The organism is Pseudomonas sp. Root569 (assembly GCF_001427465.1).
Lineage (GTDB): Bacteria > Pseudomonadota > Gammaproteobacteria > Pseudomonadales > Pseudomonadaceae > Aquipseudomonas > Aquipseudomonas synxantha.
In genome coordinates this window covers 82,378-105,638 of sequence record NZ_LMGQ01000011.1, presented here as the reverse complement: position 1 = coordinate 105,638, position 23,261 = coordinate 82,378, and the positions used below count along the sequence as shown (strand labels likewise).

22 protein-coding genes are annotated in these 23,261 nt (G+C 60.4%); 16 read left to right on the top strand and 6 right to left on the bottom strand.

The genetic code is table 11. The features are described 5' to 3' along the window. Positions 1 to 55: 55 nt before the first annotated feature. Positions 56 to 1,291, bottom strand: a complete 1,236-nt coding sequence (locus ASD70_RS11355) for a multidrug effflux MFS transporter (protein ID WP_056846464.1) — start codon at positions 1,289 to 1,291, stop codon at positions 56 to 58. A gap of 93 nt (positions 1,292 to 1,384) precedes the next feature. Between ASD70_RS11355 and pdxR the strand changes: the two genes are divergently transcribed. Next, positions 1,385 to 2,797: a MocR-like pyridoxine biosynthesis transcription factor PdxR gene (gene pdxR, locus ASD70_RS11350; protein WP_056846492.1), complete on the top strand. Its 1,413-nt coding sequence runs from the start codon at positions 1,385 to 1,387 to the stop codon at positions 2,795 to 2,797. Between the two features lie 105 nt (positions 2,798 to 2,902). On the opposite strand, the gene ASD70_RS11345 is transcribed toward pdxR, so the two are convergent. Next, entirely contained in the window at positions 2,903 to 3,811 is a 909-nt protein-coding gene (locus ASD70_RS11345; protein WP_043050572.1) for a MurR/RpiR family transcriptional regulator, read from the bottom strand. 284 nt (positions 3,812 to 4,095) lie between these two features. Between ASD70_RS11345 and ASD70_RS11340 the strand changes: the two genes are divergently transcribed. The 13 genes from ASD70_RS11340 to ASD70_RS11285 all read left to right on the top strand — a co-directional run bounded on the left by ASD70_RS11340 (position 4,096) and on the right by ASD70_RS11285 (position 18,062). Further along, positions 4,096 to 6,033 carry a bifunctional 5-dehydro-2-deoxygluconokinase/5-dehydro-2-deoxyphosphogluconate aldolase gene (locus tag ASD70_RS11340; protein WP_046072281.1) on the top strand — a complete coding sequence of 646 codons (1,938 nt, stop codon included), beginning with the start codon at positions 4,096 to 4,098 and terminating at the stop codon, positions 6,031 to 6,033. A gap of 149 nt (positions 6,034 to 6,182) precedes the next feature. Continuing rightward, the gene (gene iolE, locus ASD70_RS11335; RefSeq protein WP_056846463.1) at positions 6,183 to 7,070 is read left to right on the top strand and encodes a myo-inosose-2 dehydratase; all 888 of its coding nucleotides are present in this window, start codon (positions 6,183 to 6,185) and stop codon (positions 7,068 to 7,070) included. Positions 7,071 to 7,073: 3 nt separating this feature from the next. Continuing rightward, positions 7,074 to 7,862, top strand: a complete 789-nt coding sequence (iolB, locus tag ASD70_RS11330) for a 5-deoxy-glucuronate isomerase (protein ID WP_056846462.1) — start codon at positions 7,074 to 7,076, stop codon at positions 7,860 to 7,862. Between the two features lie 25 nt (positions 7,863 to 7,887). Continuing rightward, positions 7,888 to 8,703, top strand: a complete 816-nt coding sequence (locus ASD70_RS11325) for a TIM barrel protein (protein ID WP_056846461.1) — start codon at positions 7,888 to 7,890, stop codon at positions 8,701 to 8,703. 10 nt (positions 8,704 to 8,713) lie between these two features. Next, positions 8,714 to 10,645 (top strand): 3D-(3,5/4)-trihydroxycyclohexane-1,2-dione acylhydrolase (decyclizing), encoded by a 1,932-nt coding sequence (gene iolD / locus ASD70_RS11320; RefSeq protein ID WP_056846460.1) that lies wholly within the window; start codon positions 8,714 to 8,716, stop codon positions 10,643 to 10,645. Positions 10,646 to 10,664: 19 nt separating this feature from the next. After that, positions 10,665 to 11,690 carry a Gfo/Idh/MocA family protein gene (locus tag ASD70_RS11315; protein WP_046072286.1) on the top strand — a complete coding sequence of 342 codons (1,026 nt, stop codon included), beginning with the start codon at positions 10,665 to 10,667 and terminating at the stop codon, positions 11,688 to 11,690. Between the two features lie 155 nt (positions 11,691 to 11,845). Continuing rightward, positions 11,846 to 12,874 carry a Gfo/Idh/MocA family protein gene (locus tag ASD70_RS11310; RefSeq protein WP_046072287.1) on the top strand — a complete coding sequence of 343 codons (1,029 nt, stop codon included), beginning with the start codon at positions 11,846 to 11,848 and terminating at the stop codon, positions 12,872 to 12,874. Positions 12,875 to 13,002: 128 nt separating this feature from the next. Continuing rightward, positions 13,003 to 13,179: a hypothetical protein gene (locus tag ASD70_RS29125; RefSeq protein WP_173664485.1), complete on the top strand. Its 177-nt coding sequence runs from the start codon at positions 13,003 to 13,005 to the stop codon at positions 13,177 to 13,179. Positions 13,180 to 13,228: 49 nt separating this feature from the next. Continuing rightward, positions 13,229 to 14,164: a sugar ABC transporter substrate-binding protein gene (locus ASD70_RS11305; protein ID WP_046072288.1), complete on the top strand. Its 936-nt coding sequence runs from the start codon at positions 13,229 to 13,231 to the stop codon at positions 14,162 to 14,164. A gap of 65 nt (positions 14,165 to 14,229) precedes the next feature. Further along, positions 14,230 to 15,783: a sugar ABC transporter ATP-binding protein gene (locus ASD70_RS11300; RefSeq protein ID WP_056846459.1), complete on the top strand. Its 1,554-nt coding sequence runs from the start codon at positions 14,230 to 14,232 to the stop codon at positions 15,781 to 15,783. Between the two features lie 26 nt (positions 15,784 to 15,809). Continuing rightward, positions 15,810 to 16,832 (top strand): ABC transporter permease, encoded by a 1,023-nt coding sequence (locus ASD70_RS11295; protein WP_003191668.1) that lies wholly within the window; start codon positions 15,810 to 15,812, stop codon positions 16,830 to 16,832. A gap of 422 nt (positions 16,833 to 17,254) precedes the next feature. Further along, a complete protein-coding gene (locus ASD70_RS11290; protein WP_003191666.1) occupies positions 17,255 to 17,659 on the top strand; it encodes a TraR/DksA family transcriptional regulator in 405 nt (134 codons plus the stop codon). A 199-nt stretch (positions 17,660 to 17,858) separates the two neighbouring features. Continuing rightward, positions 17,859 to 18,062, top strand: a complete 204-nt coding sequence (locus tag ASD70_RS11285; RefSeq protein WP_056846458.1) for a hypothetical protein — start codon at positions 17,859 to 17,861, stop codon at positions 18,060 to 18,062. A 1-nt stretch (position 18,063) separates the two neighbouring features. On the opposite strand, the gene ASD70_RS11280 is transcribed toward ASD70_RS11285, so the two are convergent. From ASD70_RS11280 to ASD70_RS11270, 3 genes are all read right to left on the bottom strand, one after another. Continuing rightward, positions 18,064 to 18,306, bottom strand: coding sequence for a DUF2789 domain-containing protein (locus tag ASD70_RS11280; RefSeq protein WP_034120024.1), 243 nt, complete (start codon positions 18,304 to 18,306; stop codon positions 18,064 to 18,066). A gap of 69 nt (positions 18,307 to 18,375) precedes the next feature. Then, entirely contained in the window at positions 18,376 to 18,606 is a 231-nt protein-coding gene (locus ASD70_RS11275; RefSeq protein ID WP_034120023.1) for a hypothetical protein, read from the bottom strand. A gap of 110 nt (positions 18,607 to 18,716) precedes the next feature. After that, positions 18,717 to 18,992, bottom strand: a complete 276-nt coding sequence (locus ASD70_RS11270) for a hypothetical protein (RefSeq protein ID WP_052722000.1) — start codon at positions 18,990 to 18,992, stop codon at positions 18,717 to 18,719. A 389-nt stretch (positions 18,993 to 19,381) separates the two neighbouring features. On the opposite strand from ASD70_RS11270, the gene ASD70_RS11265 reads away from it, so the two are divergent. Further along, positions 19,382 to 19,831 (top strand): hypothetical protein, encoded by a 450-nt coding sequence (locus ASD70_RS11265; protein WP_056846457.1) that lies wholly within the window; start codon positions 19,382 to 19,384, stop codon positions 19,829 to 19,831. Between the two features lie 130 nt (positions 19,832 to 19,961). Further along, positions 19,962 to 20,969, top strand: a complete 1,008-nt coding sequence (locus tag ASD70_RS11260; protein WP_056846456.1) for an ABC transporter substrate-binding protein — start codon at positions 19,962 to 19,964, stop codon at positions 20,967 to 20,969. Positions 20,970 to 21,047: 78 nt separating this feature from the next. On the opposite strand, the gene ASD70_RS11255 is transcribed toward ASD70_RS11260, so the two are convergent. Continuing rightward, positions 21,048 to 23,174: a TonB-dependent receptor gene (locus ASD70_RS11255; RefSeq protein WP_056846455.1), complete on the bottom strand. Its 2,127-nt coding sequence runs from the start codon at positions 23,172 to 23,174 to the stop codon at positions 21,048 to 21,050. Positions 23,175 to 23,261 lie beyond the last annotated feature (87 nt).

Below are 23,261 nucleotides of genomic sequence, written 5' to 3'. Positions count from 1 at the left end.
TGTGGTTCCTCGGCGTGCCGATTCCGCTGATCATCCTGATCGCGATCTTCATGCACTAAATCCGAGCCTGGCTCGGTGAAGAGTGGGAGGGACCTTGTTCCCTCCCACTTTGCGTTTTGCGCAGGGTCAGCCAGCTTGTGACCAGCAATGCGCTGGCAAGCGAGGTCATGATCACCAACGGCTGCGAAGTACCGTCCGACAGCAGCCCGGTGGCCCAACTGCTCAGTGCCGTGACAAACATCTGGATAAAAAAGAACAGCCCCGACGCCGTGCCGGCAATCGCCCCATACGGCTGCAACACAGACAGCTGGCAGGCAGGCATCGTCAGGCCCATCGACACCATGATCACCACCATCGGTACCACAATGGCCAGCCACGTCTGTGGCAGCAGTGCCGTGGCTAGCGCGAGCATGACGCTGCCCAGCACATTCAAGCCGATGGCGACGCTGATCAAGCGGTCGGCCCCGAACCGCTGCACCAGACGCCGGAACAGGTTGGCGCCGAGCATATAACCGCTGATTGTCGCGGCAAACACCAGGGCGTAGGCGGTCGGCGTCAAATCAAAGCCCCGTTGCAGCAATGCCGAAGACTCGCTGATAAACGGAAAATACGTGCTGTACGCGCAGCCGATCGCCAAGGCATAACGCAGGAAGTAGCGGTCGCGCAGCAGTTGGCTGTAGGTGCGCAGCAAGTGGCTGGGCGGTGCAGCGGCCACTTGCTGCGGGCGGGTTTCAGGCAGGCGGCGTTGGACGATTACGCAAAGCACGCAACCGATCACCCCCAGCAATACAAACAAGCCACGCCAACCCAAGAGCGGCAACAACAGGCTACCGAGCACTGGCGCGGCCATGGGCGATACGGCCATCGCCATGGAGATCAACCCCAACAGGCGCGCCTGCTCATCGCGGTCAAAATAATCGCGCACGATCACTCGGCCGATCACCGTGGTGCAGCACCCGCCGAGTGCCTGGAACAGCCGCGCAATGATCAGCACGCCGAGGCTATCGGCCAGGGCGCAGGTCACGGTCGCCAGCACATACAGCGTCAATCCGGCCAACAGCACCGGGCGTCGGCCGAAGCGGTCGGTGAGCGGGCCGCTGACCAGCAGGGAAATCGCCGAGCCGAGGGTGTACAGGGTCAGGACCAGTTGCAACTGGCTGTCCTGGGTGTGGAAGTAGTCGGCCATGGCGGGCAGGGCGGACAAATGCAAATCCAAGGTGAGGCGCGGCAGGCCCACCAGGACCGTCAGCAAAGTCAGCCAGAACCACGGAGCGAGAAGGCGTTGAGTCATGGGTGGGTTTCTTCGCAATGAGTAGAGCCCGGACTCTAGCGACTTTGTGGTTTAATCCTCAGGACCACTTATGCCATGGATGACTGGACCACTATGAGCCGCGGAAAAGCTGCCTCCAACCTTGACCTGCCGCGCCCCGATACGCTGGATGCAGGCAAGCAGCAGGGCGCCTACGAGGCGTTGCGCGAGGCAATCCTGGCTCGACAGTTGCCGGCAGGCAGTCGTTTGCCGTCGACCCGCAGCCTGGCCGAGCGCTGGCAGGTCTCACGTGGCACCCTCGAGGCCGCTTTTGACCGTTTGCACAGCGAAGGCTATGTGCAGCGTGTGGCCGGCTCCGGCACGCGGGTGTGTGCGGTGATTCCGGAGCAATTCATCGCAGCCCCGGTGGCCAAGCAAAACCTGCGCCGACCGGTTGAGCCCGACTTTCCTCACGCCGGCGTGCAGAGCCACGTGCCCTTTGTCGCACGACGTCCGGATGCCAGCCTGTTCGACCTGAAAACCTGGGCGCGCTGCCTCTCCCGCGGGTTGCTGGCGGCAGGTCCCGGCGTGCTGGAGGCTGCGCACCCCGGCGGGTTGCCGGCCTTGCGCGAACTGATCGCGGATTACCTGCGCCGCTATCGCGGCATGCAGTGCGAGGCTGATGAAGTGATCGTCACCACGGGCATTCGCCATGGCCTTGACCTGATTGCGCGCACCCTGCTCCATCCAGGTGACACCGCCTGCGTCGAAGACCCCGGCTACACACCGGCGCGGCGTTTGTTCGGCCTCGCCGGGGCGCGGGTCCAGGCGATCGCCGTCACGGCCGAAGGCCTCGATACCGACCAGCTCCCCGAGCACGCACGGCTGGCCTATGTCAGCCCAGCGCACCAGGCGCCGCTGGGCGTGACCCTATCGGTGTCACGCCGCCTGGCACTGCTGGACTGGGCGAACCGGGCGGATGCCTGGGTGGTGGAGGATGACTACGACAGCGAGTACAACTACAACAGCGCACCTCTGGCGGCGCTCAAGTCCCTGGATTCGAACGACCGCGTGCTCTATTGCGGAAGCTTCAACAAAAACCTGTTTCCCGGCTTGCGGGTCGGCTTCATGGTGGTGCCCAAGATCCTGCGCCCGGCACTGCTGCGCACCTTGCAATTGACCGGGCATTCAGTGGGTGCAACCGACCAGTTGGGCTTGGTGGAATTTCTTGGCAGTGGTGCCTTCGTGCGGCACCTGCGGGCTTCTCGCCAGGCGTATCAGGCGCGGCGGGATGCGTTGCTTGCCTGTCTGCCGGAGGGCGTCACGGTCAGTGGCCAGCAGGCCGGGCTGCATTTTGTGTTGTGGTTGCCGCCCGGGGTGCAAGAGGCGGACTTCTGCGCCCGCGCCGCCAACGCCGGGTTGAGCTTGCAACCGTTGGGCAAGTTTTGTGTCGATGTGACGTCGCCGCCCGCCGTGATTATCGGCTACACCGCGTTGACCCTCGCGCAGATCCGCTTCCACGGCCGGGCCCTGGCGCAATTACTGTAGGAGCGAGCTTGCTCGCGAAGATCGTTAACGATAACGCGGGCATCCTGGATGGCCGCGATGCCTATGGGTTTTCGCGAGCAAGCTCGCTCCTACAGGTGGAGCGCGTCAGTCGTCGAACCCGACCTGCTCATGAATCTCATCCACCTTCAATTCCAACCGATACGCCACCGCAATAAACAGCGCCTGGCACAGGCACAAGGTGGCGCTCAGCGAGCGAAAGGCAAACGACGAACCTTCATTCACCAGCAATACCGCATTCGCGCGCTTGGCCAGCGGTGACAGGTTGCTGTCAGTGATGATCAGGGTCTTGGCCTGGTGATGCTGGGCAATGCGCAGACAGTGCTGGGTCTCCTTGCCGTAGGGCGTGAAGCTGATCGCGATCACCAGGTCATTGGCGCGCACACTGCGCATCTGCTCGCGATAACTGCCGCCCAGGCCAGAGATCAGGTGGATGCGCTTGTTGGTGTGCTGCAGGTTGTAGACCAGGTAGTCGGCCACCGCGAAGGAGCGACGCACGCCAACCACGTAGATGTTGTCGGCATTGACCACCAGGTCCACGGCTTTTTCGAAGGCGGTATCGTCCAGCTCCAGGCCCAGGCGCTCGATGCCGGAGAGGGTCGCGTTGACGCATTCGCGCGCCAGGTCGCCGCCGCTGGCCTTCTGCGATTTATTGGCGATCATGCTGCGGATGCGCTGCTGGTAGTTCTGCACCGGCGTGGTCTTGTGGGTATACGCCTCGCGAAACAGCGCCTGCATCTCGCTGAACCCGCTGAAGCCGAAACGCTGGGAGAACCGCACGATGGCCGAGGGGTGCACTTCGCATTCGCGGGCAATGTCGCTGATGCGGTCGACCATGATCCGGTCGCTCTGCTGACTCATGTAGCTGGCGATGCGCTTGAGCTGGCGCGGCAGGCTCTCGTATTCGTCGGTGATCAGCTGCAACAGGCGTTCGGCATTGATCGGAGGGCTGGCGACAGTTTCTTCCAGGGTGGTCTCGGGATCGGTGCGGGACATGGGCAATCCTTCTGGCGTGTTCGTCTGATGCGCTGATGGGTGGCGCAAGTCTACAGGGTAGGCGCAAAAAAATACCTCGGCATCACGGCCCGTGTGGCCTGCTGAAACGATGCACGGGCGCTGGCGTGCCGCTATGCTGACGTATTGGAAAAAATATTCCACTAAAAATAATTATGGAATAAATATTGATTGCCACCGCTGGACGTTCTAGTCTGCTCCCACCAAGAGCGTTTGCCGTCGCCACGGCGGCACAACGCAGGCTGATAAAAATAACAGGAGCCAGCATGGGCCAGACTCGTTTTGCCAGTGGGCGTCAATTGGATCTGATTTGCCTCGGGCGCCTGGGCGTCGACCTCTATGCGCAGCAAGTCGGTGCGCGGCTTGAGGACGTGACCAGCTTCGCCAAGTACCTCGGCGGTTCTTCCGCCAACATCGCCTTCGGCACCGCCAGGCTGGGTCTCAAGTCAGCGATGCTGAGCCGCGTGGGCGACGACCATATGGGCCGTTTTCTGGTGGAATCCCTGGCCCGTGAAGGCTGCGATGTCAGCGGTATCAAGGTCGACCCGGAGCGCCTCACCGCCCTGGTGCTGCTGGGCCTCAAGGATCGTGAAACCTTCCCGTTGGTGTTCTACCGCGAAAACTGCGCCGACATGGCCCTGCGCGCCGAAGACATCAGCGAAGCCTTTATTGCCTCCAGCAAAGCGCTGTTGATCACCGGTACGCACTTCTCCACCGACGGCGTGTACAAGGCCAGCATCCAGGCCCTGGATTACGCCGCCAAGCACAACGTCAAGCGCGTGCTGGATATCGACTACCGCCCGGTGCTGTGGGGCCTGGCGGGCAAGGCCGATGGCGAAACCCGTTTCGTCGCCGACCAAAATGTCAGCCAGCATGTGCAGAAGATCCTGCCGCGTTTCGACCTGATCGTCGGCACTGAAGAAGAATTCCTTATCGCCGGTGGCAGTGAAGACCTGCTCACCGCGTTGCGCACCGTACGCGAACTGACGCCTGCGACCCTGGTAGTCAAGCTGGGTCCCCAGGGTTGTACGGTCATCCACGGCGCGATTCCTGCGCGGCTGGAGGACGGGGCGATCTACCCCGGTGTGCGCGTGGAAGTGCTCAATGTGCTGGGGGCCGGCGATGCCTTCATGTCAGGCTTCCTCAGCGGTTGGATCAATGACGCCAGCGATGAACGTTGCAGTCAGTTGGCCAATGCCTGCGGTGGCCTGGTGGTTTCGCGCCATGCCTGTGCGCCGGCCATGCCCACTCCCGCTGAGCTCGATTACCTGTTCAGCAGCCCGGTGCCCATTACCCGCCCGGACCAGGACGTGACCCTGCAACGCCTGCACCGCGTAACGGTGCCGCGCAAGGCCTGGAAGCAACTGTTCGTGTTTGCCTTCGACCACCGCTGGCAACTGGTGGACCTGGCGCAAAAGGGCGGCCAGGACCCTACGCGCATCAGTGCGATCAAGCAGCTGTTTATCCAGGCCATCGAACGCGTGGAGCGCAAGCTCGGCGAGCAGGGCGTCGAGGCCGACGTGGGCCTGCTCGCCGACCAACGTTTCGGCCAGGATGCCCTCAACGCCGCCAGCGGTCGCGGCTGGTGGATCGCACGCCCGGTGGAAGTGCAGAACTCACGGCCCCTGGCGTTCGAACACGGCCGCTCGGTGGGCAGCAACCTGATTGCCTGGCCCCAGGAACAGATCATCAAGTGCCTGGTGCAATTCCACCCCGATGACGAACCGATGCTGCGCCTGGAGCAGGAAGCGCAACTCAAGGCGGTGTACGAGGCCTCCATCGTGAGCGGGCATGAGCTGCTGCTGGAAGTCATCCCGCCCAAGGATCATCCATCGACTTACCCCGACGTGCTCTACCGCAGCCTCAAGCGCCTGTACAACCTGGGCATCTACCCGGCCTGGTGGAAGATCGAGGCGCAGTCGGCCGAGGATTGGAAGAAGCTCGACGAACTGATCCAGGAGCGCGACCCGTACTGCCGGGGCGTGGTGCTGCTGGGCCTGAACGCGTCCGCCGAATGCCTCGCCGATGGTTTCCAGCAAGCACGCCTGAGCACCACCTGCCGTGGGTTTGCCGTAGGCCGCACGATCTTCCAGGAGCCGAGCCGGGCGTGGATGGCGGGGGAGATCGATGATGAGACCTTGATCCAGCAGGTACAGGCTACCTTCGAACAACTCATCAATGCCTGGCGCAGTGCTCGAACCTGATACATGACCGATACCTGTAGGAGCGAGCTTGCTCGCGAAAAACGCATGGACACCGCGTTTCGTCAGAATGCCGGTGTAATCGTTAGCGATCTTCGCGAGCAAGCTCGCTCCTACAGTTGAGAAGCGACTTGAATAATAAAGGTGCAGCCATGCCCGCAATCCGAATTGGCATCAACCCGATCTCCTGGAGCAACGACGACCTGCCGGCCCTCGGCGGTGAAACCCCGCTGAGCACGGCCCTGAGCGAAGGCAAGGACATCGGCTACGAAGGTTTTGAACTCAACGGCAAATTCCCCAAGGATGCCAAGGGTGTCGGCGACGTGTTGCGCCCCTATGACCTGGCCCTCGTCTCCGGCTGGTACTCCAGCCGCCTGGCCCGTCGCTCCGTGGCCGAGGAAATCGAGGCGATTGCCGGTCATGTCGAACTGCTCAGGCACAACGGCGCCTCGGTGCTGGTGTATGGCGAAGTGGCTGATTCGATCCAGGGCTCGCGCATTCGTTTGATCGAACGCCCGCGTTTCCATAGCGAGCAGGCTTGGCAGGACTATGCCGACAAACTCACCGAACTGGCGCGCTTCACCCTGTCCCAGGGGGTACGCCTGGCGTACCACCACCATATGGGCGCCTATGTCGAGTCCCCCGAAGACATCGACCAGCTGATGCAGCGCACGGGGCCTGAAGTCGGCCTGCTGTTCGATTCGGGCCACTGCTACATGGGCGGCGGCGAACCCATCGAGGTGTTGCGCAAGCATATCGACCGTGTCTGCCACGTGCATTTCAAGGATGTGCGCAAACCCGTGGTGCAACTGGCGCGCAACCAGATGTGGAGCTTTCCCGATTGCATCGTCAACGGCACTTTCACTGTGCCCGGCGATGGCGACATCGATTTTGCACCGTTGCTGGACGTACTGCTGGCGGCGAACTACGAGGGCTGGCTGGTGGTGGAAGCCGAGCAGGACCCGGCCGTGGTGCCCAGCTATATCTACGCAAAAAAGGGTTATGACACCTTGCGTGCGCTTCTCAACCAGAGGACTTGAGTGATGAGCTTGTTGGTCAAAAGCAGCAAACGCGGGCAAACCATGGTCGCCCTGGAAGCCGGGCGCCTGGACTACGTAGGCTTTGCCGCCTACCGCCTGAGCCTGGGCGAAAGCCTGCCGATCAGCGCGGGCGATCAGGAGTTGTGCCTGGTGTTGCTCAGCGGTCGGGTAAACATCGAAGGCGCGGGTTTCAGTTGGCAGAACCTCGGTGATCGCCAGTCGGTGTTCGAAGACAAATCACCGTTCGCCGCCTACCTGCCGCCCGGCACCGATGCTCAGGTCAGCGCCTTGAGCGATGTACAGATCGCCGTCTGCGCCGCTCCGGGTGCCAAGGGTTTTGCCCCGCGCCTGATCCGCCCCGAGCAGTGCAAGCGCAGTGTGCGTGGCAAAGGCGCCAACACCCGCTATGTGTGCGACATCCTGCCCGATAGCGAGCCGGCCCATTCGCTGCTGGTGGTGGAAGTGCGCACACCGTCGGGGCATTCCTCAAGCTACCCGCCGCACAAGCACGACACCGACGACCTGCCGCACCAGAGCTTCCTGGAAGAGACCTATTACCACCAGATCAACCCGCCCCAGGGCTTTGTCTTCCAGCGCGTGTACACCGATGACCGCAGCATCGACCAGGCCATGGCCGTGGAAAACAGCGACCTGGTGGTGGTGCCCAAGGGTTACCACCCGGTCAGCGTGCCATACGGCTACGAGTCGTATTACCTCAACGTGATGGCCGGCCCCAAGCGCGCCTGGCATTTCCATAACGACCCGCAGCACAGCTGGCTGCTGGACCTTTAAACGGTTTGGACGGAGAACAACAACAATGAAGTCGCCGCTACGTTTTGCCCTTAACCGCATGGTCGCGCCTGACCTGGCCCTGGCGGATTTCATCCAGATGGCCAAGGCCCTCAAGTGCGATGCCATCGAGATCCGCAACGACCTCAAGAACCGCGAAATCGAATACGGCATGCCCGCCACTCGCGTGCGTGAGTTGTGCGCGGCGCAGGGTATTACGGTGCTGTCGATCAACGCGTTGTACCCCTTTGACGTGTGGAACGACGAGCGCCGTGCCCAAGCGTTGGAGCTTGCCACCTACGCGCGTGAATGCGGCGCCCAGGGTCTGGTGATGTGCCCGTTCAATGAGCCCGGCGACACGCGCACCGACGCGCAGCGCGCCGCCGCTTTGCGCACCGCGTTGAGCGAACTGGCGCCCATCCTGCGCGAGTACGGGATTCTCGGTTTCGTCGAACCCCTGGGCTTTGAAGTATCCGCCCTGCGTCGCAAGCGCGTGGCGGTGGAGGCGATCAAGTCCATCGGTGGCCTGGATGTGTTCCGAGTGGTGCATGACACCTTCCACCATCACCTGGCCGGCGAGCATGAGTTCTTTCCCGAACTGACCGGTCTGGTGCATATCTCCGGGGTGGAAGATCGCGACGCGCCGCTCAACGCGATCGGCGACGGCCACCGCGTACTGGTGGGCGAGGGCGATATCCTCGGCAATGCGGCGCAGATCGACACCTTGCTGAGTACTGGCTACAGGGGCTATCTGTCGTTCGAACCCTTTGCCGAAAGCGTGCATGGGTTAGCGGATATTCAGCAGGCCTTGGGGGCAAGCATCGCCCACCTGCAAAAACCATAAGGGGCGCGTCATGACCACCACACGATTGACCATGGCCCAGGCCATGGTGAAGTTCCTGGATAACCAATACATCGAAGTCGACGGCGTACAGAGCAAGTTTGTTGCCGGCGTATTCACCATTTTCGGCCATGGCAATGTGTTGGGTCTCGGCCAGGCCCTGGAGCAGGACAGCGGCGACTTGGTGGTGCACCAGGGCCGCAACGAGCAGGGCATGGCACATGCCGCCATCGGTTTTGCCAAGCAGCACCTGCGGCGCAAGATCTATGCATGCACCGCCTCGGTCGGGCCTGGCGCTGCGAATATGCTCACCGCTGCGGCCACCGCCACGGCCAACCGCATCCCGTTGCTGCTGTTGCCCGGCGATGTCTACGCCAGCCGCCAGCCGGATCCGGTGCTGCAGCAGATCGAGCAGTTCCACGACCTGAGCATCAGCACCAACGACGCGTTTCGCTCCGTGAGCAAATACTGGGACCGCATCAACCGCCCTGAGCAATTGATGACGGCGGCGATCCAGGCCATGCGCGTGCTCACAGATCCTGCGGAAACCGGTGCGGTGACCCTGGCCTTGCCCCAGGACGTACAGGCCGAAGTCTGGGACTATCCCGACTATTTCCTGCAAAAACGCGTGCATCGCATCGACCGGCGCCCGGCCACTGCGGCGATGATCGGTGATGCGCTTGCCGCGTTTCATGGCAAGCGCAAGCCGCTGATCATTTGCGGTGGCGGGGTGAAGTACTCCGGCGCCAATGCCGCGCTGCAAGCCTTCGCCGAGCGCTTTGCGATTCCCTTCGCGGAAACTCAGGCGGGCAAGAGCGCAGTGGTTTCCAGCCATCCGCTGAATGTCGGCGGCATCGGCGAAACCGGCTGCCTGGCGGCCAACCTGCTGGCGCCCGAAGCCGACCTGATCATTGGCATCGGCACCCGTTATACCGACTTCACTACCTCGTCCAAATCGCTGTTCAAGCACGCCGAGGTGAAGTTTCTCAACCTCAATATCAGCCCGTGCGACGCCTTGAAACTCGACGGCGTGCAAGTGCTGGCGGATGCCAAGGTCGCCCTTCAAGCGCTGGCCGATGCCCTGGGCGATTACCGCTCCGGCTGGGGTGAGCAAATCGCTGACGCCAAGGCGCAACTCGATGCCGAAGTGGATCGTGTGCATCAGGTGGAATACCAGGACGATGGGTTCGTCCCCGAAGTCGACGACCACCTGGACCGTGGAGTACTGCGTGAATTTATCGAGCTGACCGGCTCATGCCTGACCCAAAGCCGTGTGCTTGGCGTGCTCAACCAGACCCTGGCCGACGACGCGATCATCGTCGCCGCCGCCGGCAGCCTGCCTGGCGATTTGCAACGGGCCTGGCGCAGCAAGGGCGTCAACACCTACCACGTCGAATACGGCTATTCGTGCATGGGCTACGAGATCAACGCGGCCCTTGGCGTGAAGCTGGCCGAGCCGACCAAGGAGGTCTATGCGCTGGTCGGTGATGGCTCCTACATGATGCTGCACTCGGAACTGGCCACCTCGATCCAGGAGCGGCGCAAGATCAACGTGGTGCTGCTCGACAACATGGCTTTCGGCTGTATCAACAACCTGCAGATCGGCAATGGCATGGACAGCTTCGGCACCGAGTTCCGCTACCGCAACCCCGAGAGCGGCAAGCTCGACGGTGGCCTGGTGCCGGTGGACTTCGCCATGAGTGCGGCGGCCTATGGCTGCAAGACTTACAAGGTCAGCACGGTGGAACAGCTCGAAGCGGCCCTGGCGGATGCGCGCGCGCAAAGCGTCTCGACGCTGATCGATATCAAGGTGCTGCCCAAGACCATGATTCACGGCTACCTGTCGTGGTGGCGAGTGGGCGTGGCGCAGGTGTCCACCAGCGAACGCACCAATGCCGCTGCGAAAAAACTCAATGAACACCTGGCGAAAGCCCGGCAGTACTAATAACAAGAGGAGTGTTTGCATGTCTTTGCTTTCTAATTCACTGCGGATAGGTGTAATCGGCACAGGCGCCATCGGCCGTGACCATATCCGTCGTTGCAGCCAGACCCTGCTCAACAGCCAGGTGGTGGCGGTCACCGATATCAACCTTGAGCAGGCCGCCAAGGTGGTCGCGGACTTGAAGCTGGACGCAGAGGTGTACCCGGACGGCCATGCACTGATCAGCTCGCCGCAGGTCGAAGCGGTGCTGGTGACTTCATGGGGTCCAAGCCACGAAGCGTTCGTACTGGCCGCCATCGCCGCCGGCAAACCGGTGTTCTGTGAAAAGCCTCTGGCGGTCACCGCCGAAGGTTGTCGCAAGATCGTCGAAGCCGAAGTCGCCCATGGCAAGCGCCTGGTGCAAGTGGGTTTCATGCGTCCGTATGACGAAGGCTATCGTGCCTTGAAAGCCGTAATCGACAGCGGCCAGATCGGCGAGCCGTTGATGCTGCACTGCGCGCACCGTAACCCCACGGTGGGCGAGAACTACAAGACCGACATGGCGATCACCGACACCCTGATCCACGAGTTGGATGTGTTGCGCTGGCTGCTCGACGACGACTACGTTTCCGTGCAGGTGGTGTTCCCGCGCAAGACCAGCAAGGCCCTGGCCCACCTGCGCGACCCGCAGATCGTGCTGCTGGAAACCGCCAAGGGCACGCGTATCGACGTGGAGGTATTTGTGAACTGCCAATACGGCTACGACATCCAGTGCGAAGTGGTGGGGGAGACCGGCATCGCCAAGTTGCCGGAGCCGTCCCAGGTGCAACTGCGCAGTGACGCGAAGCTGTCCAACGCGATCCTGATGGACTGGAAGGACCGCTTTATCGGCGCCTATGACGTGGAGTTGCAGGCCTTCATTGACAGCGTGCGCGCTGGACAGGTGGGTGGGCCGTCGGCCTGGGATGGGTATGCGGCGGCGGTGGCGGCAGATGCCTGCATTGAAGCCCAGGGCAGCGGGCAGATTGTGAAAGTCAGCTTGCCGGATCGCCCACACTTCTACAGCTGATCCCAATCTCACAGGTGGAACCGGGTCAATGTGGGAGGGGGCTTGCTCCCGATATCGGTGGGTCAGTCACCCAGTATGTATCTGATCTACCGCTATCGGGAGCAAGCCCCCTCCCACATTTGGATTGGTTTTCACTTCAAGTCAGGAGTGTATGCATGCGAATTGGACTAGTCGGCTACGGCCACGGAGGGCGCTTCTTTCATGCGCCGCTGATTGCAACGTTGCAAGGCGCGACGTTTGTAGGCGTCGTCACACGCTCAGCCGAACGCCGCCAGCAATTAAGTACCGACCTTCCAGGCGTGAAGGCTTTTGACTCCATCGGCCAGATCGTCGAAGCCGGCGTCGACGCCCTGGTCATCTCCACCACCCTCAAAGGCCGCCCTGCATTAGTACTGGAAGCCATCGAACACGGTGTAACCGTGGTCAGCGATAAGCCCTTTGCCGCCAACGCCGAACAGGCCCAAGCCTTGATCACCGCCGCCGAGCGCCAGGGTTCCCTGCTCAGCGTCTACCAGAACCGGCGCTGGGACTCGGATTACCTGACCCTGCGCAAACTCATCGACGCCGGTGCCCTCGGCAGCATCACCCGGTTTGAATCCCGCGTGGAGCGCTACAGCCCAGAGGCTGTGGGCAATGCCAGTGGCGGCGGATGGCTGCGCGACCTGGGCAGCCATCTGGTGGACCAGGCGCTGCAACTGTTCGGCCCGGTGGATCGAGTGTTCGCCCAACTGCACTACACCGCGCAATACCCCAGCGTGGATCACGGCTTCTTTGTTTCCTTGACCCACGCCAATGGCGTGATTTCACACCTGTGGGGCAACGCCTTGCAGAACAGCCAGGCACCACGCTTTCGGGTCAGTGGCAGCTTGGGTTGCTACACCGTCGAAGGCTTGGACGGCCAGGAAGACGCGTTGATGGCCGGTAAATCGCCGAAGACCGAAGGCGAGCATTGGGGGGCCGAGGAACATCGACGCTGGGGCTGGTTCGAGCAGGGGCCGGAACGTGAGCGGGTGCCATCGGAGAAGGGCTGCTGGACCCAGTTCTATCGCCAGCTGCAAGCGGCGGTGCACGGCCAGGGGCCGCTGCCGGTAAGCGCCTATGACGCGCTGGAAACCACCCGTATATTGGATGCCGCGCGCCTGAGTGCCGAGCGCCAGCAGGTGGTTTCGACAAAAATAGAATAAAATTCTAAAACAGGTTGATATGGAAATTATTTTCTAATAGAGTCTTTTCCAGGTTGCATAAAGTCCGTCCCGCACACGTTTGGGGCGACTCAACAAAAACAAGATCAAAAACAACCAGGTACCGTCAGATGAAAATCTTCAACGCTGTACTGCGAGTTTTACGCCCAGCTCAAACGCCTCGCCGCCTGCCCCGCGCCCGACCGTTCTACTTCTCCTTCCTTAATGTGCTGTGCGTCGAAAACCAGGGCGCGCTGCTCTGCTGCATTCCAGGCGCGCCGGTGGTGCGAGTGCCGGCCGAGGCCTGATCAACGCAACGTCCAAAAAAACCAACAAGAAAGTGGAGACAGACCGTTCATGAAGACCCCGATCCGTTTTACCGCGCTGGCCCTGTCCATCCTGCTGGCCAGTGGTGTTGCCGGCGCCGCCGATCTCAAGGTGGGCGTCACGATGTCCGCGTTCGATGACACCTTCCTTACCTACCTGCGCGAAGACATGGACAAGCAAGCCAAGTCCTACCCCAAGGGCGATGGCGTGCAACTGCAGTTTGAAGATGCCCGTGCCGATGTGGTCAAGCAACTGAGCCAGGTGGAGAACTTCATCAGCCAGAAAGTCGACGCCATTATCGTCAACCCGGTCGATACCGCCTCGACCAAGAACATCATCAATGCCGCGACCAAGGCGGGCATTCCGCTGGTGTTCGTCAACCGCCGGCCCGACCAGAAAGACCTGCCCAAGGACGTGGTGGCGGTGACCTCAGATGATGTCGAGGCCGGACGCCTGCAAATGCAGTACATCGCTGAGAAACTCGGTGGCAAGGGCAAGATCGTGATCCTGCTGGGCGACCTGGCGAACAATTCCACCACCAACCGCACCAAGGGCGTGAAGGAAGTACTCGCCAAATACCCGGACATCAAGATCGAACAGGAACAGACCGGCATCTGGCTGCGGGACAAGGGCATGACCCTGGTCAACGACTGGCTGACCCAGGGCCGCGAGTTCAACGCAGTGCTGGCCAACAACGATGAGATGGCCATTGGTGCATCCATGGCGCTGAGATCGGCCGGCAAGGAAAAGGGCAGCGTGCTGATCGCGGGTGTCGACGGTACGCCGGACGGCTTGAATGCAATCACCAAGGGTGACATGGCCGCCTCCGCGTTCCAGGACGCCAAGGGCCAGGCCGTGGGTTCGGTGGAGGCGGCGCGCAAGATGGCCAGGAACGAGCCGGTCGAGCAGAACGTGATCATTCCGTTCCAGCTGATTACTCCGGACAACGTCGCCCAGTTCAAGTAGCCCTGACATCACAACAATGAACCGGCAGGGCGGTCGTGCCCGCCCTGCTGATGGAGTACTGTCTTATGCTCGCTCATGCCGCTGTCTCGCAGCCTCCCGGTATCCAGCCGTTGCCGCTGGACGAACCCTACCTGTTGGAAATCGTCAACATCAGCAAAGGCTTTCCCGGCGTTGTGGCCCTGGCCGACGTACAACTGCGTGTGCGTCCCGGCACGGTGCTGGCGCTGATGGGCGAGAATGGCGCAGGCAAGTCGACCTTGATGAAAATCATCGCCGGTATCTATCAGCCCGACGCTGGGGAAATCCGCCTGCGCGGCAAGCCCATCGTGTTTGACACACCGCTGGCGGCACAGAAAGCCGGGATCGCGATGATCCACCAGGAACTCAACCTGATGCCGCACATGAGCATCGCCGAGAACATCTGGATCGGCCGCGAGCAGCTCAACAGCCTGCACATGGTCAACCACCGCGAAATGCATCGTTGCACCGCCGAGTTGCTGGCGCGCCTTCGCATCAACCTCGACCCCGAAGAACAGGTCGGCAACCTGAGCATCGCCGAGCGGCAGATGGTCGAGATTGCCAAGGCGGTGTCCTATGACTCCGACATCCTGATCATGGATGAGCCCACCTCGGCGATCACCGACAAGGAGGTGGCCCACCTGTTTTCGATCATTGCCGACCTCAAGTCCCAGGGCAAAGGCATCGTCTACATCACGCACAAAATGAACGAAGTGTTCGCCATCGCCGATGAAGTGGCGGTGTTCCGCGACGGCCAGTACATCGGCCTGCAACGTGCCGACAGCATGGACAGCGACAGCCTGATCTCGATGATGGTGGGGCGTGAGCTCAGCCAGCTGTTCCCGGTGCGCGAGACGCCCATTGGTGAGCTGCTGCTGTCGGTGCGCGACCTGAGCCTGGACGGCGTGTTCAAGGACGTATCCTTCGACCTGCACGCCGGAGAAATCCTCGGCATCGCCGGGCTGATGGGCTCCGGGCGCACCAATGTGGCAGAAACGATTTTTGGCATCACCCCGAGCACCGGTGGGCAAATCACCCTGGACGGCCAGGCGGTGCGCATCACCGACCCGCATATGGCCATCGAGAAGGGCTTTGCGCTGTTGACCGAGGACCGCAAGCTCAGCGGCCTGTTCCCGTGCCTGTCGGTACTGGAAAACATGGAGATGGCAGTGTTGCCGCACTATTCGGGCAACGGCTTCATCCAGCAGAAAGCCCTGCGTGTGTTGTGTGAAGACATGTGCAAGAAGCTGCGGGTGAAAACCCCATCCCTGGAGCAATGCATCGACACGCTGTCCGGCGGCAACCAGCAAAAGGCCTTGCTGGCGCGCTGGCTGATGACCAACCCACGCCTGCTGATCCTCGACGAGCCGACCCGCGGCATCGACGTAGGCGCCAAGGCCGAGATCTATCGCTTGATCGCCTTCCTTGCCAGCGAAGGCATGGCGGTGATCATGATTTCCTCCGAACTGCCCGAAGTGCTCGGCATGAGCGACCGGGTGATGGTCATGCACGAAGGCGAACTGATGGGCACCCTGGATCGCGCTGAGGCCACCCAGGAAAAAGTCATGCAGCTGGCTTCCGGCATGACCGCGGTCCACTGATCTACAGAATAAGAAGGTGATGGGTTATGAACGCAATAACAGACAACAAACCGGCGACGGCACCGGTCAAGAACCGTCGACGCATGCCTACCGAGCTGAGCATCTTCCTGGTGCTGATCGGCATCGGCCTGGTGTTTGAACTGTTCGGCTGGATCGTGCGCGACCAGAGCTTCTTGATGAACTCCCAGCGCCTGGTGCTGATGATCCTGCAAGTGTCGATCATCGGCCTGCTGGCCATCGGTGTGACCCAGGTGATCATCACCACGGGGATCGACCTGTCTTCCGGCTCGGTACTGGCCTTGTCAGCAATGATCGCCGCGAGCCTGGCGCAGACCTCCGATTTTTCCCGGGCGGTGTTTCCGTCCCTGACCGACCTGCCGGTATGGATCCCGGTGGCAATGGGCTTGGGTGTAGGGCTGCTGGCCGGGGCAATCAACGGCAGCATTATTGCGGTGACCGGCATCCCGCCGTTTATCGCGACCCTGGGCATGATGGTCTCGGCCCGTGGCCTGGCGCGTTATTACACCGAAGGCCAGCCGGTGAGCATGCTCTCGGATTCCTATACGGCTATCGGCCATGGCGCAATGCCGGTGATTATCTTCCTGGTGGTAGCGGTGATCTTCCATATCGCCCTGCGCTACACCAAGTACGGCAAATACACCTACGCCATCGGCGGCAACATGCAGGCGGCACGCACCTCGGGGATCAACGTCAAGCGCCACTTGATCATCGTCTACAGCATCGCCGGCCTGCTGGCGGGCTTGGCCGGCGTGGTGGCTTCGGCACGTGCGGCTACCGGCCAGGCGGGCATGGGCATGTCCTATGAGCTGGATGCAATCGCCGCAGCGGTGATCGGCGGCACCAGCCTGGCGGGCGGGGTAGGGCGCATCACCGGCACCGTGATCGGCGCGCTGATCCTCGGCGTGATGGCCAGCGGGTTTACCTTCGTCGGCGTTGACGCGTATATCCAGGACATCATCAAGGGCCTGATCATCGTGGTGGCGGTGGTGATCGACCAATACCGTAATAAGCGCAAGCTCAAGCGCTGAGTGAATCCAAGGGCCAAATCAGATCAAATGTGGGAGGGGGCTTGCTCCCGATAGCGGTCAGCCAGAAACAGATGTGCAAGCTGACACACCGCTATCGGGAGCAAGCCCCCTCCCACATTTAGTCCGGGATCAGCCACTTTCAACCGTTTGTCTTCTATATAGCTCCACAAACTTGAATTTCTTGCTATAAACGCACTCCGATGACCGTTCGCCAAGCCCGTCCTGGTGCCTTTGGGGGTTAATTGGGAAAAAATGCCTGTCTTTTCAGTTGCTGCGCCCTCAAGTCGGCCTTAGACTGCCGCCCCTCGTAAATTGAGTGCCGGGTGGCGCTTGAAATGGACGGCGCCCTTCCGAGACCTGCAGAGGCCTGCCGGAACGCTCCCTTATTCGCCTTAATGCACGTATTTTTTATAGAGAAATCAATGACAAAGGAAAAGTTGCTGGCCATGCCGGCGGATGACTACATGAATGCCGAACAGCACGCTTTTTTCGAGAAGTTGCTGCAAGACATGAAAGTGGAACACCACGAGCGCATTGAACAGAACCGCATCGCCATTGAAAGCCTGGACACCCCGGCCGACCCGGCTGACGCCGCTTCTGTGGAAGAAGAGCGCACCTGGCTGGTAAATGCCATTGATCGCGACCAGCGCATGCTGCCGCAGCTTGAGCGGGCCTTGGAGCGTATCAAGGAAGATTCCTTTGGCTGGTGCGATGACAGCGGCGAGCCTATCGGCCTCAAGCGCCTGCTGATCAGTCCTACCACCAAGTACTGCATCGAAGCGCAAGAGCGCCACGAGCAGATCGACAAGCACCAGCGTCAAGCCTGACGCGGGTGAGGGGGGCGCCTGCCAGTGAGCCGGCCGCCCCGCCTGCAACAGCATTACGCGAGCATCCGGCCGCGTCCAGCGCGTAGATTGTTGCTATTTATGCAATGAAGCTATTCCGAAGATAGCTTTTTCCAACTGGAATAAAACCGTAGCATGGCCAACATTGTTAGCAAGCTAACTAATGCTGCGGAGAAACTCCATGCAAAACAAAGTCGATGTGGCCGTAATGATCGGCAGTGGCGTACCTCAGACCTTGCGTGCCCTGGGCCAGAAAGCTTGCTGGGTGGTATTGCTCAATGGTGAGCAGCGCGGTACCGCCTTCGCCAGCCGCGATGAGGCCGAGGAGTGCAGGACTGCCTGGCAAGCGCTGTTGCGCATGGAACAGTCAGACAGCCTGCATTGAATTATTCCTTGGGCGATTCGTGCAACAGTGCGTTGAGGTCATCCACCGCAGGCGCCCATTCGGCATCTACATGCAATTGTTCCTTGAGGAAACTCGCCTGTTGTTCGCTCCAGAACGGTGCGTCGATGAGTTTGACATCATCCGGCAGGCGATGCTCGGCGGTAAAGCGCTCGATGGCTTCCTGGCTCGAGTCCAGGCCCAGTTGATCGAACAAGGTTTCGAGCGTGGGGGTGGTGGTGTCCATGTCGTACTCCATGCGGTTCAGGTGTGTATGCATGGGAGGCTTGGGGCGCGGCAGAGTTCTATCAGATTGTCAGGAGGTGAGCGCCCCTGAATCCACGGCTGCCTTGAGCGCCTTGGCAGCGTCCTTCGCGGCGCTGGCGGCGGCGTCCACGGTTTTGAACCAGCGGTCCTTCTCTACCTGATGCGTAGTGACGGTGGTCAAGGGTGGTTTGGCACGCATTACGATAACTGCTTGAAACTCTCCGTCTACTTCCCTGGCATCGCCGTGGATAAAAAATTCGCCAATATCAAATTCCGTCACGTATAGCCTTCCCTTCAAGGTAACTGCACTGATGAAACCTGACCCGCAGGGGGCAAACTTCAATGGACGGGCCAGTATGGCAGTTGTTGAAGCACGACGGCGCGGTAAAGTCATCCAGGTGACGAAACGAGTGAGTCACACAGGGCTTGCAACTTGGCTTCCAGGGTCTTGGCCAGTTCGCAGGCCTTGTTATGATCGCTGCGAAACCCCTTGATCCGGCCACTGGGTACTTCAAGGATGTGGAAAAAGTTCTTCCCAGCCGGTACAACTTGATAAATGACTGAGTTCGAGTACCCATCAGCGTTATGCAGGCAGTAATATTGGCGTTCTTCTGACCATGATGAACGCTTGTGGAAAGACGCAGCATCGTGTTGACGTCGTTGCATGCTCAGCTCCTGTCGATCTTGTTGGCCTGTCAGTGGCGTTTCGGGTGGTTTAACCTGGGTTGCTGTTTTAGTATTGTCGTCGGCAGTTCGCGACTGGTTCCATGCGCGGTTATTTTTTTGCTTTGGACGTCGGAAAACTGCATTTTCGATTGGGTTATTCTCTGAAGTTGCTCGACTTGTATTCTCGGGTCGCTAAACCTGTGATTTGCTGTGCTACCGGATGACCTTGATTGAGGTCCACCGCGGCTGTATGTACCAGCCTTGTAGGTTATCTTCAGTTTTTAACGAATGGGTGATCGTGCCGTAACGGCCGTTTTTTGTGTTGCCCGCTTCAGCGGCCAGCGCTTTTTTGATGTGGGGACGTTTCCTTGGCAGTCAGTAATCTGGATATGCACGCGTTATTCGTGCTGGGTGATTTGCGCGCAAAGTTGGTCAAGCAGTTTCAATCGCGGTTTGTCTACGTCACCGAACAAACCCCAGAAGGTATCTATATCGCCGAGATCGATACCGAAACGGCGCTGGTCGTGGATGACAAGCAACGCCTGGAACTCAAGGTGGGCGACCATTTCCGTGCGGCGGTGTTACCCAGCCGCGAAGGTGGCAAGTTCGAACTCAAGTTTCGCGATATCAAGTTGACCGTGTATGGGTTGGGCGATTACGCCTTTGTTTCGTCGGCCGAGGGCCAGGGCATTGTGTTCAAGGAAGGCCACAGCGTGATGCTGGTATTTGCCGCCCATGAACAATTGCAGGAAGGCCTGACCAAGACCCTGAAAGCCGTGACCGGCAAGGCCGCCAAATGGCGCAAGGGCGAGCTGGTTACCTTCAAGGCCAGCGAATAACCGATAAACACTTCGTGTACCGATCTGTTCCGGAACCTCTACTACAGTTGCGTTGACTTAACTATTCAGAGGCTTCGCGCATTGGCGGCAAAGCCGTTCGCCATGACTGTGAAGACGCGAGGTGCAACGCATGAAGGGATTGAAATCACTGTTGGCAGCGTCCTTGACGACCTTGAGCCTGGCATTGCCGGTCTCGGCTGCCCAGGCACCGGTGCATTTTGCCGACCTGAACTGGGAAAGCGGCAGCCTGATCACTGAAGTACTGCGCTTTATCGTCGAGAAGGGTTATGACCTGCCCACCGACACCTTGCCCGGTACCACCATCACCCTGGAAACCGCCCTGGCCAAGAACGATATCCAGGTGATTGGGGAAGAATGGGCTGGTCGCAGTCCGGTGTGGGTCAAGGCCGAAGCCGAAGGCAAAGTGGTAGGCCTTGGAGATACCGTCAAAGGCGCCACCGAAGGCTGGTGGGTGCCGGAGTACGTGGTCAAGGGTGACCCGTCGAAAAACCTCAAGCCGCTGGCTCCGGACCTGAAAAGCGTCAAGGACCTGGCGCGCTACAAGGATGTGTTCAAGGACCCCGAATCACCAGGCAAAGGTCGCTTTCTTAACAGCCCCATCGGCTGGACCTCCGAAGTGGTCAACAAGCAGAAGCTCAAGGCCTATGGCCTCGACGATAGCTACGTGAACTTCCGCAGCGGTTCGGGCGCGGCGTTGGATGCGGAAATTGCGTCTTCGATCCGCCGGGGCAAGCCAGTGCTGTTCTACTACTGGTCGCCGACCCCGTTGATGGGGCGCTATAAATTGATCCAGTTGGAAGAGCCACCGTTTGATGCCGATGCGTGGAAGACCCTGACCGATGCGAACAACCCTGACCCCAAGCCCACGCGCTCGTTGGCATCCAAATTGAGCATTGGCGTATCGACGCCGTTCCAGCAGGAACATCCGCAGATTGCCCAGTTCTTCGAGAAGGTCGAGTTTCCCATTGAGCCGCTTAACAAAGCGCTGGCGAAGATGAGCGAAAACCACACGGCACCACGGGAAGTGGCCCAGATGTTCCTCAAGGAGCATCCTGAGGTGTGGAAGGCGTGGTTGACCGATGATGTTGCGCAAAAAGTTGAGTCGGCCCTCAAGTAATAGACAGCGTCTCTACTTGATGGAGATCAAAATGTGGGAGGGGCTTGCCCCCTCCCACATTTTTTTTGCATTCCAGATTTAGAATCGGGTTTGTATTGCGACTTCAAACGTTCTCGGCGAACCCAGGTAATACGCCGGCGACACATGGGCAAACTCGGCATACACCTCATTGGTCAAGTTGCGCACGCGTCCGGTCACCGAGGTGTGGGCGTCCAGCCTGTAGCGCAGGAAGGTGCCAAACAGCGTGTAGGCCGGCACCGTCTGGGTATTGGCATTATCTGCATACACCTGGGCGACATACCGCGCATCCACACCCCCTTGCCAATCCTCGGAAAAATCATAGGTCAACCACAGATTGCCCACGCGCTTGGGCACGTTGGTTGGCGTATTGCCTTTACGCGACACCACCGCGCCACTGGCCATTTTCTCATTGAACTCATCGTACTCGGCGTCTACCCAGGCGAAGTTGCCTTCAGCCAGCAACCTTGGCGTGATACGCAGTGAGCTGGCCAATTCGATGCCCTTGGACGACTGCGCGCCTACCGGGATGCTATTGGTCGGATCCAGCGGATCAGTGACGGCAAAGTCCTTGCGTTCGATCTTGTAGGCAGCGACCGTTGCCGAACCGCGACCGTCCAGGTAATCAAACTTGCTACCGATCTCCCATTGCTTGCCGGTGGACACATCGAACACCTGGGTGGTGGTATTGGGCTGTTCGACGGCGGTGCTGTATTGCACGTAGACATTGGCCGACGGGATGAATTGATAAGTCAGGCCCACACGCCCCGTCAGCGGTTCCCAGCTGCGCTTGAAGTGCCGTGGGTTGGTGGCGGTGACCGTGCGATGGTTGGTCACGTCCATGTCGATGGCGTCATATCGCAGGCCGGTCAGCAGCGAGAGCTTATCCGTCAGCCCCAGGCGGTTTTCCACGAACAGTGCCTTGGTGGTCACCTGGTTGGTCTTGTCCTTGACGAAGCCAGGACGGGTGCCGGGGATGTCATAGAAGTGTCCCGGGTCATAGTTGTTCGGCTCCACGGTACTTTTGCCAGGCACGTTCAAGGGGCTGTTGGTAGTGCTGTTGACCTTGTACTCAAAACCGCCGGACCAGATGGTGGAGAGGCCGAAAATCCTGTTGTCATGGCGCAGTTCGAACTGGTTGCCGTTTTGTTGGCCCTGATGCCTTACCTGATAGGCGGTCGAGCGGTTCACCGCGCTGTTATCGGCGTTGTACTGGTAGGTCTCCAGGTTGCGGTAGTCGCGCTGGCTGTCGAGGTGATAGAGGGTGTTTTTCAGTGTGGTGCTGTCGTTTATCCGGTAGTCGATGATCGACCGCGCCCAGATCGTGCGCTGTTCGTAACGACCGTCGGCGACGTTGTAATTGTTGAAGCGATTGTGCTTGTCGATCTTAAGTTCGCCGGCCTTGGGGTTGAGCACCGGCGTGCCCCAATAGGGGCTGTCTTCATGCTCGTCCTGATATTCCAGGGCCAGGGTGTGGGACAGGTCGGGGGTCAAGTCGCTGAGCAGCGAAAACGCCAAGCTCCAGGCATCTCGTTGATCGCGGTCGATATAGCTGTGGTTGGTGTTGCGGCTCACGTCCAGGCGTGCGTAGTGCTGCACCTCGGCACCAGGCTCGGTCAGCGCATGGTTGAGGCCGAACGCCATGCCCGCGGTGTCGTAGCTGCCATAGGTCAACTGGCCTTCGACAGCCTGCTCCTCACGGCTCGCCAGCTTGGTCACGTAGTTCAGCGAGCCGCCCACGGAGCCTGCGCCGTTGATCAAGGAGGAAGGGCCGCCCACCAGCTCGACGCGGTCATAGACCCACGCATCCACTGGCCGCGCCAGGCCCGTGGCAACATTGATGCCGTTGAACATTTGGGTAATCTGGCTGCTGGTAAACCCTCGGTACGATACAAACCCACCAAACCCGGGCGGCGCGCTGGCATTGACGCCGGGCAGGGTGTTGGCCGCATCGCGGAAGGTCTTGGCGCCATGGCGCTCGATATCGTTGCGGTTGGCGATGGCCACCGAGGCCGGGGTTTCCCGTACGCTCAGTCCCAGCCGCGAGGCCATACCGCTGGGTTGGTCCAGGGCCAGCCCGGGCTCAACGCTTTGCTCGCCTTCAATGGTGGTCGGTGCCAGCTCAAGGGCAGGGGCGCAGGCAGGCAGGCAGCCGAACAGGCCTGCCAGCAGGGGTAGATGTTTCATGGTTGAATCCTGAAAACTTGGCTTGAAAACAAACGCACGGCCGCCCGTCTTCCTCGCGGAAACGGTCGGCAATGCAGATTAGAAAGC